This is a genomic window from Enterobacter sp. MG-EB028, assembly GCF_056673305.1.
Map to the genome: position 1 here is coordinate 1,809,285 of NZ_CP195079.1, position 13,325 is coordinate 1,822,609.

Below are 13,325 nucleotides of genomic sequence, written 5' to 3' on the forward strand. Positions count from 1 at the left end.
CCGATGTACGATGAAGATAAAAACATTGAGTTAACGGTTTCTGGAATAGACAGGGATGTGCTTTACGCCCTAAGTGCTATATCCAGAACCTTAGGCAAGACCAAGAATGAAGTTATTCTGGGATTGATAAACAAGGAGTTTCTCAATCCGATTACCACCTACGCAAAAAACAGTTTGCTCGTAAAGGCTATGGACAAGGATCTGTGTGAAAGGTTTGGCTGTACGTTAATGAGTGCCGATACCGTAAATGAACATGCGATTATCTCTGACCGATTTTACAAGGAAATTTTAGATTTGAAGACCGAGAGAGATGTTGATCTCCTCTTCAAAAAGAATATCTCTCTTATCGAGTTCAGGGCTAACCAGGTATGTAGTCGAAGAGCTTACACCCATCTGCCTGAAGGGATTTCACTTATCTTTGCACTGTTTATTGAGGTTGCCGTTTCCACGCCAGAGGTCATTAACCAGATTTGGGAAAATATTTTCAAACCGACTGACGTGGAAGGATATTTCCACAGCGACCTGCAGGAGATTGAGATGAAGATCGCATCCGTTTAAAGCCTGATGAGTAAGCCATCATTACCGCCGGCGCTGACCTACAAGGCACGTCAACCTACCCGCTTTCAAAGGATTTCTGAGTCGACCGTTTGTACCCCCGTAGGAAGCGGGGTTATCCGGGACGGGGCACATGACCAACCTCATACTGGTGCTGCTGGAGTCGAAAGGGCTTAAGGCTCCAGCATATTTTTACCACATTGAGTGCGAAGCCTTATAGTTGATGAAATCAGTTTCACCCGAGAAATAGGGGAGAGGACCAAATTCAATTTTACTCTCTTTTAATTCATTAATGACCAGGTCGGTAATATCAATATCATCAGAACCTGACAAAATCAGAGAACCATATCTGACAAGGCGTAATCCATTTATATTACCGATCGCCTCGGCTGTCTCAATGGCCTGGTTGATAATCCTGGTTTTCGCCGTCCGTTTGGCCGTCGTCAACAGCTTATGAAGCCTTATCGCATTAGATTCCAGAGCCGCTATACGTGCTTCTTCTTCCAGATTTTCGTACCGTTTCAAGGCATTTATCTCTTCTTGCTTTACGACTTCTATAACTGAATCTAGCCACGCCCTCTCCTGCTGCCTAAGTTCTGGCAAACTCATAACCTTCGCCAGATCAAAATAAGCAACGTTCTGCTCCGCCTGGCTCTTGCCGCAGCCAGAAAAAAGAGAGAGCAGTAGTACTATAGTTGTTGCGTAAAAAGAGTATGATTTATTTATCATCTTTATTCCCTGTTTGTGGGCGATCATGTTAAATAAAATCCTGTGGCTTCCTGAGTATTATTTTCATGGTAAGCCTGAAGGCCCTTGTATATTACTTTTATGCTGAATTAAATTTCAAAAAACCTGTTTCATAAAAACAATTGACCAGCAGAGTAGGGTGAGGCAGTACTACGCTCTGAAAGAATGAAGTTTATGCATGTTAAGGTCTGAATAGCCTTGCATTTCACGCGCGGTAAGTTGGTGAAAGGAAATTTATTAATGAAGCGTTTTATTCTTATTATTCCTGTCTGCTGATGTTTTATATCCTTCATACCGTTTTCGTTGCACTGGCGCACCCAACTCCGCACTTTGCGACCCCCATCCGCGCAATCTGTCACAAACCTGTCACACTCATTACGATGATTAAAAAAGCGAGGAATGAGGGATGAAAAAAGCACTACTGGCGATCGCCGTGGCAAGCAGCGTCGCGCTCAGCTCCGGGGTACAGGCGCAAACCGCGCCGGAAGGCTATCAACTGGAGCAGGTGTTAATCATGAGCCGTCACAACCTGCGTGCGCCGCTCGCCAATAACGGCAGTGTGCTGGAGCAGTCCACGCCGAAGCAGTGGCCGGAGTGGGAAGTGCCGGGCGGTCAGCTCACTACCAAGGGTGGCGTGCTGGAAGTCTATATGGGCCATTACATGCGCGAGTGGCTGGCGCAGCAGGGGATGGTGAAGACGGGAGAGTGCCCGCCAGCAGATAGCGTGTATGCTTACGCCAACAGCCTGCAGCGTACCGTCGCGACCGCGCAGTTCTTCATTACCGGTGCGTTCCCGGGCTGCGACGTTCCCGTGCATCATCAGGAAAAAATGGGCACCATGGACCCGACCTTTAATCCGGTGATTACCGACAACTCGCCGGAATTCCGCGAAAAAGCGCTCAAGGCGATGGAGACGGAACGGCAGAAAATGCAGCTTGGTGAAAGCTATAAGCTGCTTGAGCAGATGACGAACTACGCGGATTCCCCGTCCTGCAAGGAGAAAAAGGTCTGCTCGCTGGCAGACGCGAAAGATGCCTTCAGCGCCGACTATGAAAAAGAGCCTGGCGTGTCCGGGCCGCTGAAGGTGGGTAACTCGCTGGTGGACGCGTTCACGCTGCAGTATTACGAAGGCTTCCCGGCCGACCAGGTGGCCTGGGGCGAAATCAAAACCGACCAGCAGTGGCGCGTGCTGTCGAAGCTGAAGAACGGTTATCAGGACTCGCTGTTTACCTCGACCGAGGTGGCGCAAAACGTGGCGAAGCCGCTGGTGAAATATATCGATAAAACCCTGGTCACCGAACAGGCAAAAGCGCCGAAAATCACCCTGCTGGTGGGGCACGATTCGAACATCGCTTCCCTGCTCACCGCGCTGGATTTCAAGCCGTATCAGCTGCACGACCAGCAGGAGCGTACCCCGATTGGCGGCAAAATTGTCTTCCAGCGCTGGCATGACAAAAACAGCAATCAGGAGCTGATGAAAATTGAGTATGTCTATCAGAGCTCGGAGCAGCTGCGAAACGCCAGCGTGCTGTCGCTGCAGTCGCCCGCGCAGCGCGTGACGCTGGAGCTGAAGGGCTGCCCGGTGGATGCGAACGGCTTCTGTCCTGTCGATAAATTCAATGCGGTGATGAATAACGCGGCGAAGTAAAAGAGAACCCCCCGCTGCGGCGGGGGGAAACGCTTAGACGTTTTTACGTTCGATGGTTTGCTCGCCCCAGAAGAGCGAATCTTTGTCCGTTTTTTCGAAGGCGCGCACCAGCACTTCATCGCTGCCTTCTTCCCAAATCTGCTCCGCCAGCTTTTCATCGTACTTCGCGACTTCAAAGATAGCTTCGGCAATCTCCGGAGAGGTATTGCGTAAACTTGCCCATTCGCCCACGCGGTGGGCTTTGGATTCTTGAGTTGGCATGCTTGTCCTCCTGTTGGGTATTAGCCGTTGAGTTTTTTGGCGAGACCCGCGACGTATTCACCCTGATAGCGGGCGATAGAGAGTTCTTCATTGCTTGGCTGACGCGAGCCATCCCCACCGGCAATGGTGGTTGCGCCGTACGGCGTACCGCCGCGCACCTGGGAAACGTCAAACAGCTCCTGCGCGCCGTAGCCAATCGGCACGATTACCATCCCGTGATGGGCAAGGGTAGTCCAGGTTGAGGTAATCGTCTGCTCCTGGCCACCGCCGGTGCCGGTAGAGCTGAATACGCTGGCGAGTTTGCCGTAGAGCGCCCCGGACGCCCAAAGCCCGCCGGTTTGATCGAGGAAGGTTCGCATCTGGCCTGACATATTGCCGAAGCGGGTCGGGGTGCCGAAGATAATCGCATCATACTCCGCCAGCTCCTGCGGAGTGGCGACCGGGGCGTTTTGTGTTTTTCCCCCGGCTTTGGCGAAGGCTTCCGCCTGCATGGTTTCCGGTACGCGCTTCACCACAACCTCAACGCCGTCCACCCTGTTTGCGCCTTCTGCTACCGCGTGAGCCATGGTTTCAATGTGTCCATACATGGAATAATAGAGCACCAGAACTTTTGCCATTTTGCATCACTCCTCGTTGGTTTTTCTGACAGCGGATCGCTGCGTTCTTTTAAAGATATGTCATCACGGCCAGACTGCAAAAATGAACGGCATTTCTTTGATTTATAACAATATGGTGGGTAAACAGGTTTGTAGCAAAATGAAACAACTTTCTCGCCGCCGTTTTTTGAAATGATAAGAAAGGTTTATGAGTCTCCGTCGCGTCAACTCACCCGAAAGACTGAGATCATGTTGCAGGATATTACCTGTGACTTGCCGGATAGCCTCAGTCCACTAAGCTTAGTTTCACGCGGCACAGATAAAGGCGCTGTCCTTGAGCCGCGAGGTGAAAGAATCCTCTTTTACTGAATGCAATATGATGTCTAATGTTTCACACTCTGGAGGTTAGAGATGGCAAACCATCGTGGTGGTTCAGGTAATTTCGCTGAAGACCGTGAAAGAGCATCAGAAGCAGGTCGTAAAGGTGGCCAGCACAGCGGGGGGAACTTCAAAAATGACCCTCAGCGCGCATCAGAGGCTGGTAAAAAAGGGGGGAAAAACAGCCACGGCAGCAGTAAGTAACACGCCGGGTTGAATCCCTGCCGCCGGGTTTCCCCCGGCGGTTTTTTTATTTCTGCAACATTGAACTGTAACCAAAGGCGACGCACACTAGAGAATTGATCTCACTTGCTGGTGCCGCATGTCCGTCTCACGCTTTAAATTTTCCGTAAAACCGCAGGAAGCTATCCTCATTCTCATCACCATGTTCTGGGGCGGGACCTTTCTGGCCGTCCAGTACGCGGTGACCCTCAGCGATCCCTTCTTTTTCGTTGGCCTGCGCTTCGCGACGGCGGCGATAGCCGTGGGGCTGATATCCCTTAAAACGCTGCGGGGCCTGACGCTGAAAGAGCTCAAGGCGGGCGTGGCGATTGGGGTGGCAATAGCGATGGGCTACAGCCTGCAGACGTGGGGGTTGCAGACCATCTCCAGCAGCAAATCCGCGTTTATCACAGCGATGTATGTTCCGCTGGTGCCGCTTTTGCAGTGGCTCTGTCTCGGCAGAATTCCGGGTTTGATGTCCTGTATTGGCATCGTGCTGGCGTTTATCGGCCTGATCCTGCTGGCCGGGCCGGAAAATAATCTGCTGGCGCTGGGGCCGGGCGAAATCATCACCCTGATTGGGGCGATTGCCATTGCGGCGGAAATTATTCTGATTAGCGCCTGGGCGGGCAAGGTCGACGTCAAACGGGTGACGGTGGTGCAGCTCGCCACCGCGTCGCTGGTGGCGTTTGCGACGATGGTGCCGGCAGGGGAGTCCGTACCGCCGATCTCCACCGGGCTGGTGGTGGTCGCGCTTGGGTTGGGTATCTTCAGCGCCATTATTCAGGTCACCATGAACTGGGCGCAGCGCAGCGTATCGCCAACCCGCGCGACGGTGATTTATACCGGAGAACCGGTCTGGGCGGGGATTTTCGGACGTATTGCAGGTGAGCGTTTACCGCTGCTCGCGCTGGTGGGCGCGGCATTTATTGTCGCCGGGGTGCTGGTGAGCGAGTTAAAGCTCAGAAAGCGTCGGAGTGAAGCGAGTCATTTGACTGCTGAAAAAGGTTTAGATTGAAAAAAAGCGCAACGTTACTTAGGATATGTACGGATAAATACCGTACACGGTGAAGTAAACCATGCCAGCACTTAAAAAACAGCGTATCGATCTTCGCTTAACGGACGAAGACAAAACAATGATTGAAGAAGCGGCGGCGATGACGAATCAAACGATCACCCAATTTATGGTGAACAGCGCGTCAGAGCGTGCTGCTGAGGTCATCGAGCAGCACCGTCGTCTCGTATTAAACGAAGCCTCATGGAATGCGGTGATGGATGCCATCGACAATCCGCCTGAGCCAAATGAACGCCTGAAACGAGCAGCAAAACGTCTTCGAAACATGGAGTGAAGCGTCGTGGCAAATCTCACGATCGAAATGTTATCTGAGGGAACCGATTACGACTTCGAGGATTTTGATTGTGGTGAACCCTCGCTAAATGCCTTCCTTGCAGAACACCTGGTGCGTCAGCACAATGGGCGTATTTTACGAGCCTACCTGCTTAAAGAGCGCGATCGTCCGCGCGTCCTGGGCTATTACACGCTATCGGGAAGCTGCTTTGAAAGAGCGATGCTTCCTTCAAAGACTCAGCAGCGTCGGATCCCTTATAGCAACGTACCCAGCGTGACGCTGGGACGTCTGGCTATTCATAAAGAACTACAGGGAAACGAGTGGGGAACAACGCTTGTTGCACACGCTATGCGCGTGGTTTACCTGGCGTCGCAGGCTGTGGGAGTACACGGAATATTTGTTGATGCCCTTAGCGAGCAGGCTAAACGATTTTATCTGAAGCTGGGGTTTATCCCGCTGGCAGGCGACAACAGCCATTCTTTGTTCTTCCCGACAAAATCTATCGAACGGCTGTTTGAGCAGGCGTGATCGCTCTTAAGGAGCATGCAGGTCGGGTAAGGCGTAGCCGTCACCCGACATATCGATTTCACGAATCCTGATGTACCACCTCGCCCTGCGGCGCAGCGGCCATCCGGCGGCTCAACAGGGCGTTAAGCAGGATCGCGCCGAAGGTCGCCGTACCAATTCCGCCAATCGTAAACCCGCCCAGCGTCAGGGCAAAATCGCCCGCGCCCAGCACCAGCGTGACGGCCACCATGATCAGGTTGCTGTTCTGGCTGAGGTCGACCCGATGCTGCACCCAGATACGCGCGCCGGCCACGGCGATCAGCCCGAACACCACAATCGACGCGCCGCCGATGACCGGTGACGGAATGGTGTGGATCAGCGCGCCGAACTTCGGTGAGAAGCCGAGCAGCATCGCCATCACCGCCGCCGCCACGAAGACCAGCGTGGAGTAAACTTTGGTTACCGCCATCACGCCGATGTTTTCGGCATAGGTGGTGACGCCGCTGCCGCCCACGGAACCGGAGAGCATAGTCGCCAGCCCGTCGCCGACGAACGCGCGGCCCATGTACGGGTCCATGCTGCGCCCGGTCATCCCCGCCACAGCTTTCAGGTGCCCCAGGTTTTCCGCCACCAGGATCACCGCCACCGGGGCGATAAGCATCATCGCCTGGGTGTTAAAGGTGGGTGAGGTCACCTTCGGCAGGCCGAACCAGGCGGCCTGGTGAAGCAGGGTAAAATCAACCGGCTTGCCGAGGCCAAAAACGTTGGCCAGCAGCGCATAAACCAGACAGGCAACAATCAGCCCGACCAGAATCAGCAGCCGCTGGATCATCCCCCGCGTAAATACCGCCACCAGGCCAATGCACAGCACCGTGATCACCGCCATCCAGCTTTCAAACGGCGAGGCGGAGACGCTTTTTACCGCAATTGGCGCAAGGTTCAGGCCAATCGCCATCACCACGGCGCCCGTCACGACGGGGGGCATCATCCGTTCGATCCAGCGCGTGCCGATCTTCATTACCACCAGACCAATCAGGGTGTACACCAGACCGCAGGCGATGATGCCGCCGAGGGCCACGCTCAGGTTGGGGTTGATCCCCTGGCCGTTAAACCCGGTAGTGGCGATGACAACGCCGACAAAGGCGGCGCTGGATCCGAGGTAGCTGGGCACGCGCCCGCCGGTGACGAAAAAGAACAGCAGCGTGCCGATACCCGACATCAGAATAGAGAGGTTGGGGTCCAGCCCCATCAGCATTGGCATCAGTACCGTGGCGCCAAACATGGCGACCGCGTGCTGAACGCCCATCACCATCGTCTGCCCGAGCGGGAGGCGTTCATCCGGCGCGACCACGCCTGCTTCTGTAGAGGTCGATTTCAACTGCCAGTGGGGAAATCCGAACATGGTCTGTCTCCTTAGAGCGGGTTAACAGGCGGGTCGCATAAGCGCGTGGTAGCCGCGGTCAAACCACACCAGCCCTTGCGGCGCGGGGTGGCGAACAATCGAAACAATGTCGCAAAACAGAATGTCGTGGGTGCCGACGCTCACCACCTGGCTGATGCGGCAGTCAAACGAGGCCAGCGCATCCTCCAGGCGCGGGCAGCCCGTGTCGCCCGTCTGCCAGCGGGCAGCGGCAAAGCGTTCCTCCATCGGCGTTTTCCTGCCAAACAGATTGGACAGCGGCTCCTGCCCGGCGCTCAGGGTATTCACGCAAAGGGTGCGGTTTTCGCTAAACGTTGGCCAGACGGATGCGCCGCGGTTCAGGCACACCAGCAGGGTGGGCGGTGAATCCGTGACGCTGCACACCGCGCTGGCGGTGAAGCCTGCCATCCCCGCCGGGCCGTCGGTGGTGATGATGTTGACCGCCGCGCCAACGCAGGCCATGGCGTCGCGAAAGGTTTGTTTATCCGGTGTCATCACGATCGCTCCTTACGCCAGTCCGCAGGCATCGTCGAAGGCCAGGCGCGGCAGGCGCCCGTAGAGTTTGCGGGTATCGCCGTAGCCAATGTTGATCAGCAGATTGCTTTTAAGCGTTGTGCCGGTGAAAAAGGCCTCGTCAACCTTTTGGCGGTCAAAGCCCGACATCGGGCCGGTGTCCAGCCCCAGGGCGCGACAGGCGAAAATCAGGTAGGCGGCCTGCATTGAGCTGTTGCGAAAGGCGGTCTCTTCCGCCAGCGCGTGGCTTGCGGTAAACCAGCTTCTGGCATCGCCGTGCGGGAACAGTTCAGGCAGGCGCTCGTAGAATTCACCGTCCCAGGCGACAATTGCCGTAACCGGGGCGGTGAGCGTTTTCTCCAGGTTGCCGCTGGAGAGCGCCGGGCGCAGCTTCTCTTTTCCCTCTGCGCTTCGCACAAACACAATCCGTGCCGGGGAGCAGTTGGCGGATGTTGGCCCCCATTTCATCAGATGGTAGATCTCGCGCAGCGTCTCGTCGCTGACCGGAATATCCAGCCAGCCGTTGTGGGTGCGGGCGCTGGTAAACAGGGTTTCCAGCGCAGCGGGCGTAATGGCTTCGCTCATCAAGGCTCCTTATAAAGCGGGTTCAGGGCTGTGCAGCAGGCTGGCAAGCCCGTTCAGCAGCAGGGTGTTAAAGGTGTCCGGCTCGGTAACGTTGCAGGCATGCCCGCCCTGGCGCATTACCGCGCTGTGGCTGTGCGGGATCGCCGCCTGCAGCTCGGACGAGCAGACAGAGGGCACCAGCATGTCGTCGGCGGAACAGATGATCTGTACCGGGCAGCGGATCCGCGCGGCATGGCGGCTGAAGTCGGCCTTTTTCAGGGCGCTGAGCCTGTGCAGCAGGTTGTCTTTGCCCTGGAAATGGGCCAGCGCCAGCGCTTCTTCTGCCTCCAGGCGTGGCGCGCGGGCCGCCATCCAGTCTGCCGGATAAAGAAACAGCGGCTGCGCCTCGACCCACGCCTGGGCGCCGCCATAATGGAGCAGGCGCTCGCGGATCTGAAAGCAGCGGCGAGTGTGGGCGTTGAGGGTCAGCCAGCCGTTGACGCACACCAGCGCGGTGAGTGCTTCGGGCCTGTCGATGGCCAGCTGCAGGCCGACCAGCGCCCCCAGCGCGTGACCCACGACGCTGTAGCGGGCAATCCCGGCATCAGCCAGCGCCTGGGCCAGCTCGTCCGCCATCTGCGCAAGGCTGTACCCGTCCGGCAGGGTGTCAGGGTTATTGCCCGTTCCCCGCTGGTCATAGCACACCACCTGATACTCCGGCTCCAGCGCGGCCAGTTGGGGCAGCCAGTAGCTGCCGCTGCCGCCGAGACCGGAAATAAAGACCACTACTGGCGCGCCCTCATACGGGGGCGGCGAGACGGAGAGTTTCATGGCTGCCTCACTTCGCGATGTGCGCAACGGTGGCGATTTCAACCAGCGCGTCCGGCTTCACCAGCCCGCACTGAATGCAGAACCGGGCCGGTTTATCGCCGGGGAAGAACTCGGCGTAAATCTCGTTAATCGCGGCGTAGTTTTTCCAGTCGGTGATAAAGATGCTGTTGAAGGTCACGTCCTCCATGGTGCCACCCGCCGTTTCGATCACGGTTTTGATCGTCTCCAGCACGTGGCGGGTTTGCGCCTTTGGGTCGTTGATAAACACCACGTTGTTGTCTTTATCAAACGGCAGCGTGCCGGAGACATACACCACGCCGTCGGCGAGGGTGCCGGGAACAAACGGGGCAATCGGGGTGCTGGTCCCCGGCGGAATAATCACGGATTTTGGCATCAGGTGTCTCCTCAGGCGATACGGGCGAGCGGGGGATTCAGGGCGTCGCAAAAATCACTGACGTTACTGACCCAGCCAAAAAAGGTTTCGATATTGAACAGGGCCGCTTTCTGGGCGAATTCCGGCCCGGCCTGATGGGTCGCGTCTTCCAGCACCACGCCAAAATATTCGAGGAAAAAGCCGTCGCGCAGGGTCGACTCCACGCAGACGTTGGTGGCGATCCCGGTGAAGACCAGATGGCGAATGCCCCGGCTGCGCAGCAGGCTGTCGAGCGGGGTGTTAAAAAAGCCGCTATAGCGCGGTTTCGGCAGGACGAGATCACCCGCCTGCGGTACCAGTTCGTCCACCAGCTGATAGTCCCAGCCGCCTTTTGCCAACAGCTTGCCCTGCAGTTCGGGCCGCCTGCGCATGGTTTTCAGGGCGTTCGACTTGTGGAAGTTGGGCGAGCCGGGGCCGCCGGCCTCGACGTACTGGTCATCCCAGCCGTTCTGAAACCAGATGATGAGCATCCCCGCTTCGCGCGCGGCGGCGACGGCGGTTTTGATGTTCTCGATCACAGGCCTTGTGGCGGAGACGTCGAACCCCGCCAGGTCCAGATAGCCGCCTTTACTGGCGTAGGCGTTTTGCATATCCACCACGATCAGCGCGCTCTGCTCAGGCGCAAAGGTGATGGCTTCCGGGCGTGCGTTAAGGGTCGTCATTACGCCACCTCCTTCGTGACGGCAGGGATGTGGGCGCGGCACTGCATCAGCGGCTGGACGCGCTCGCCGAAGGTCTCCACGCCGGTGAGAAAATCATCGAAGGTAAGCAGGACGCCCTCGGCACCGGGCACGGCCGCCACTTCGTCAAGCATTCTGGCGACGCTGGCATACGAGCCAACCAGGGTGCCCATGTTGATATTGACGGCAGAGGTCGGGTCGGCCATCTGGCGCACGTTGGTATCCGCGCCGGAGCGGGTATCCTTCTGGCTCTGCTCCGTAAGCCAACTCAGGGCCTCCTCGTCGGCGCCGTCCTTATAGCGCTGCCATTTGGCGCGCGCGGCCTCGTCGGTTTCGTCGGCAATGACCATAAACAGCACGTAGGAGCCCACGTCGCGCCCGGTCCTGTCGGCGGCCTCTTTCATTCGCGCGGCGGTCGGTGCGAAGGCGGCAGGGGTGTTGACCCCTTTACCGAAGCAGAAATTGAAGTCGGCGTATTTGGCGGAAAATTCCATCCCCGCGTCGCTCTGCCCGGCGCAAATCACCTTCATCGGCACAGACGGCTGCGGGCTGACGCGACAGTCGTTCATGGTGAAGAAGTCGCCCTTGAAATCGCTTTTGCCGGTGCCCCACAGATCGCGCAGCACCTGCACGTATTCGGTCAGGTAGTCGTAGCGCCGGGAAAAGTAATCGTCACCCGGCCAGAGCCCCATCTGCTCGTACTCCGGTTTTTGCCAGCCGGTGACCAGGTTAACACCAAAGCGCCCGCCGGAGATGGAGTCGATGGTGGACGCCATGCGCGCCACGATCGCCGGGGGGAGAGTGAGGGTGGCGGCGGTGGCGTAGATTTGGATCCGCGAGGTGACCGCGGCCAGCCCGGCCATCAGGGTAAAGGACTCCAGGTTGTGATCCCAGAATTCGGTTTTACCGCCAAAGCCGCGCAGCTTGATCATCGAAAGCGCAAAGTCGAAATGGTAGTGCTCCGCTTTCTGCACGATGGCTTTATTCAGCTCGAAGGTCGGCATGTATTGCGGTGCAGTGGTCGAGATAAGCCAGCCGTTGTTGCCGATGGGTACAAATACGCCAATTTTCATCACGAACCTCTCTTCATTACGTCGCAGGTGTAACGGTGGTTTTGCAAAGGCGGTGCCAGTTTTGAAAATGGCTGTGTTATTAATGTGTTAATCAGAGGTTGGGGAATTGATGTCGGCAAATGTGGACTAACTGGTCAAAAACGTTGCACAGAAAACAGGCATTCATGCGCGATGGGAGTGCAGAATGTCGTGGCGAGACGGGGGTTTTGCTATGCTGAGGGCAACGCAGAATAAGGAGAGCGGGAATGGCACAAGGCGCAGTGAAAACACCAGGTAAACGTTCGCAGGCGGTGAGCGCCAAGAAGCAGGCGATCCTCAGCGCGGCGCTGGAGACCTTTTCGCAGTTTGGCATTCACGGCACGCGCCTGGAGCAGGTGGCGGAGCAGTCCGGGGTATCCAAAACCAATCTGCTCTACTATTACCCGTCGAAAGAGGCGCTGTACGTGGCGGTGATGCAGCAGATCCTCGATATCTGGCTGGCACCGCTGAAGGCCTTCCGTGAAGAGCTGGCCCCGCTGGTGGCGATCGAAGAGTATATTCGCCTGAAGCTGGAGGTGTCGCGCGATTACCCGCAGGCATCAAGGCTGTTCTGTCTTGAGATGCTACAGGGCGCGCCGCTGCTGCAGGCGGAATTAACCGGAGATTTAAAGCAGCTGGTTGACGATAAGTCGGCGATTATTGCCGGATGGGTAGCCAGCGGTAAGCTGGCCCCGGTCGACCCGCAGCACCTGATCTTTATGATTTGGGCCGCCACCCAGCATTACGCTGACTTTGCGGCCCAGGTTGAGGCGGTGACCGGCAAAACGCTCCAGGACGAGGCGTTTTTCCAGAGTACGCTGGAAAACGTGCAGCGGATGATTATTGAAGGGATCCGCGCGCGCTAGTTCTCCCCTCACCCTAACCCTCTCCCCAAAGGGGAGAGGGGACTGTTCTGTGCTGTCTTTTAGCCCTCGCCCCTATGGAGAGAGGGGGACTGCTCTGAGCTGTCTTTTCTCCCTCGCCCCTATGGGGAGAGGGGACTGTTCTGTGCTGTCTTTTAGCCCTCGCCCCTATGGAGAGAGGGAACTGCTCTGAGCTGTCTTTTCTCCCTCGCCCCTATGGGGAGAGGGCCGGGGTGAGGGGGCAGCTTAAGTCGCCCTCTTCACACTGCATCAGAGAGGCCAGAAACGCTTCACGCTCCACGGTTTTCTCCGCCAGGCACTGGTTAACAATCATTGGCTGGACGCTCCCGCCTTCCGTCCCCGAACCGATAAACGCGCAGTCCGCGTCGCGCAGGGCAATCCAGGCCTGCTGCGCCTTTTTCAGCAGGTCGCGCTGGGGAGCCGCTGCACGTTTAATGGCGGCCTGATAGGTCTGGTTGAGCTTTTTATCGGCAGCCTGGTACTGCTGCGCGCTACAGGTATTCATTTCAAGCTGGGTGGTGGCTTTGTCGCACTCGTTGGCCAGCGCGCTGGCGCTCAGCAGCAGTGCGGCACCGGCGATAAGATATCGTTTCATATACTCCCCAATAAAATAAGGCTCCGTCTCCGGAGCCTTATTAGCACAGCG

18 protein-coding genes are annotated in these 13,325 nt (G+C 56.9%); 7 read left to right on the forward strand and 11 right to left on the reverse strand.

The window, feature by feature from the left end:
- Window positions 1-3 precede the first annotated feature (3 nt).
- The gene (locus tag ACR42C_RS08495; protein WP_116340778.1) at window positions 4-558 is read left to right on the forward strand and encodes a hypothetical protein; all 555 of its coding nucleotides are present in this window, start codon (window positions 4-6) and stop codon (window positions 556-558) included.
- Window positions 559-747: 189 nt separating this feature from the next.
- Here ACR42C_RS08495 and ACR42C_RS08500 read toward each other — a convergent pair whose 3' ends face one another.
- A complete protein-coding gene (locus tag ACR42C_RS08500) occupies window positions 748-1,311 on the reverse strand; it encodes an OmpH/Skp family outer membrane protein (RefSeq protein WP_320721039.1) in 564 nt (187 codons plus the stop codon).
- A gap of 397 nt (window positions 1,312-1,708) precedes the next feature.
- On the opposite strand from ACR42C_RS08500, the gene agp reads away from it, so the two are divergent.
- Complete coding sequence (gene agp, locus ACR42C_RS08505) at window positions 1,709-2,950, forward strand: bifunctional glucose-1-phosphatase/inositol phosphatase (RefSeq protein WP_116340774.1); 1,242 nt, start codon at window positions 1,709-1,711, stop codon at window positions 2,948-2,950.
- Between the two features lie 33 nt (window positions 2,951-2,983).
- Here the strand turns inward: agp and ACR42C_RS08510 are convergent, their stop codons facing one another.
- The gene (locus ACR42C_RS08510; RefSeq protein WP_014883300.1) at window positions 2,984-3,211 is read right to left on the reverse strand and encodes a YccJ family protein; all 228 of its coding nucleotides are present in this window, start codon (window positions 3,209-3,211) and stop codon (window positions 2,984-2,986) included.
- A gap of 20 nt (window positions 3,212-3,231) precedes the next feature.
- The gene (gene wrbA, locus ACR42C_RS08515) at window positions 3,232-3,828 is read right to left on the reverse strand and encodes an NAD(P)H:quinone oxidoreductase (protein WP_041910554.1); all 597 of its coding nucleotides are present in this window, start codon (window positions 3,826-3,828) and stop codon (window positions 3,232-3,234) included.
- Window positions 3,829-4,218: 390 nt separating this feature from the next.
- Between wrbA and ACR42C_RS08520 the strand changes: the two genes are divergently transcribed.
- The 4 genes from ACR42C_RS08520 (at window position 4,219) to ACR42C_RS08535 (ending at window position 6,284) form a co-directional block, all read left to right on the forward strand.
- Window positions 4,219-4,389 (forward strand): con-10 family general stress protein, encoded by a 171-nt coding sequence (locus tag ACR42C_RS08520; RefSeq protein WP_023311077.1) that lies wholly within the window; start codon window positions 4,219-4,221, stop codon window positions 4,387-4,389.
- Window positions 4,390-4,507: 118 nt separating this feature from the next.
- Entirely contained in the window at window positions 4,508-5,425 is a 918-nt protein-coding gene (locus ACR42C_RS08525) for a DMT family transporter (protein ID WP_320721040.1), read from the forward strand.
- Between the two features lie 61 nt (window positions 5,426-5,486).
- Window positions 5,487-5,756 carry a type II toxin-antitoxin system TacA family antitoxin gene (locus tag ACR42C_RS08530; protein ID WP_008499829.1) on the forward strand — a complete coding sequence of 90 codons (270 nt, stop codon included), beginning with the start codon at window positions 5,487-5,489 and terminating at the stop codon, window positions 5,754-5,756.
- A gap of 27 nt (window positions 5,757-5,783) precedes the next feature.
- Window positions 5,784-6,284 (forward strand): GNAT family N-acetyltransferase, encoded by a 501-nt coding sequence (locus ACR42C_RS08535; RefSeq protein WP_320721053.1) that lies wholly within the window; start codon window positions 5,784-5,786, stop codon window positions 6,282-6,284.
- Between the two features lie 58 nt (window positions 6,285-6,342).
- Here ACR42C_RS08535 and rutG read toward each other — a convergent pair whose 3' ends face one another.
- The 7 genes from rutG to rutA are packed head-to-tail and all read right to left on the reverse strand — an operon-like array spanning window position 6,343 to window position 11,777.
- Window positions 6,343-7,665 carry a pyrimidine utilization transport protein G gene (rutG, locus tag ACR42C_RS08540; RefSeq protein ID WP_192983046.1) on the reverse strand — a complete coding sequence of 441 codons (1,323 nt, stop codon included), beginning with the start codon at window positions 7,663-7,665 and terminating at the stop codon, window positions 6,343-6,345.
- 21 nt (window positions 7,666-7,686) lie between these two features.
- Window positions 7,687-8,178 (reverse strand): NADH-dependent FMN reductase RutF, encoded by a 492-nt coding sequence (rutF, locus tag ACR42C_RS08545; protein ID WP_479985186.1) that lies wholly within the window; start codon window positions 8,176-8,178, stop codon window positions 7,687-7,689.
- Window positions 8,179-8,190: 12 nt separating this feature from the next.
- Window positions 8,191-8,781: a malonic semialdehyde reductase gene (locus ACR42C_RS08550; protein ID WP_163328696.1), complete on the reverse strand. Its 591-nt coding sequence runs from the start codon at window positions 8,779-8,781 to the stop codon at window positions 8,191-8,193.
- A gap of 9 nt (window positions 8,782-8,790) precedes the next feature.
- A complete protein-coding gene (rutD, locus tag ACR42C_RS08555; protein WP_479985011.1) occupies window positions 8,791-9,591 on the reverse strand; it encodes a pyrimidine utilization protein D in 801 nt (266 codons plus the stop codon).
- Window positions 9,592-9,598: 7 nt separating this feature from the next.
- A complete protein-coding gene (gene rutC, locus ACR42C_RS08560) occupies window positions 9,599-9,985 on the reverse strand; it encodes a pyrimidine utilization protein C (RefSeq protein WP_008499822.1) in 387 nt (128 codons plus the stop codon).
- An 11-nt stretch (window positions 9,986-9,996) separates the two neighbouring features.
- The gene (gene rutB / locus ACR42C_RS08565; protein ID WP_320721042.1) at window positions 9,997-10,686 is read right to left on the reverse strand and encodes a pyrimidine utilization protein B; all 690 of its coding nucleotides are present in this window, start codon (window positions 10,684-10,686) and stop codon (window positions 9,997-9,999) included.
- Window positions 10,686-11,777, reverse strand: coding sequence for a pyrimidine utilization protein A (rutA, locus tag ACR42C_RS08570; protein WP_116340761.1), 1,092 nt, complete (start codon window positions 11,775-11,777; stop codon window positions 10,686-10,688). The genes rutB and rutA overlap by 1 nt, the downstream gene beginning before the upstream one ends.
- A gap of 245 nt (window positions 11,778-12,022) precedes the next feature.
- Between rutA and rutR the strand changes: the two genes are divergently transcribed.
- Window positions 12,023-12,661, forward strand: coding sequence for an HTH-type transcriptional regulator RutR (gene rutR, locus ACR42C_RS08575; RefSeq protein ID WP_116340759.1), 639 nt, complete (start codon window positions 12,023-12,025; stop codon window positions 12,659-12,661).
- Window positions 12,662-12,872: 211 nt separating this feature from the next.
- Here rutR and ACR42C_RS08580 read toward each other — a convergent pair whose 3' ends face one another.
- Window positions 12,873-13,274: a lysozyme inhibitor LprI family protein gene (locus ACR42C_RS08580; protein WP_163328702.1), complete on the reverse strand. Its 402-nt coding sequence runs from the start codon at window positions 13,272-13,274 to the stop codon at window positions 12,873-12,875.
- Window positions 13,275-13,325: the final 51 nt, after the last annotated feature.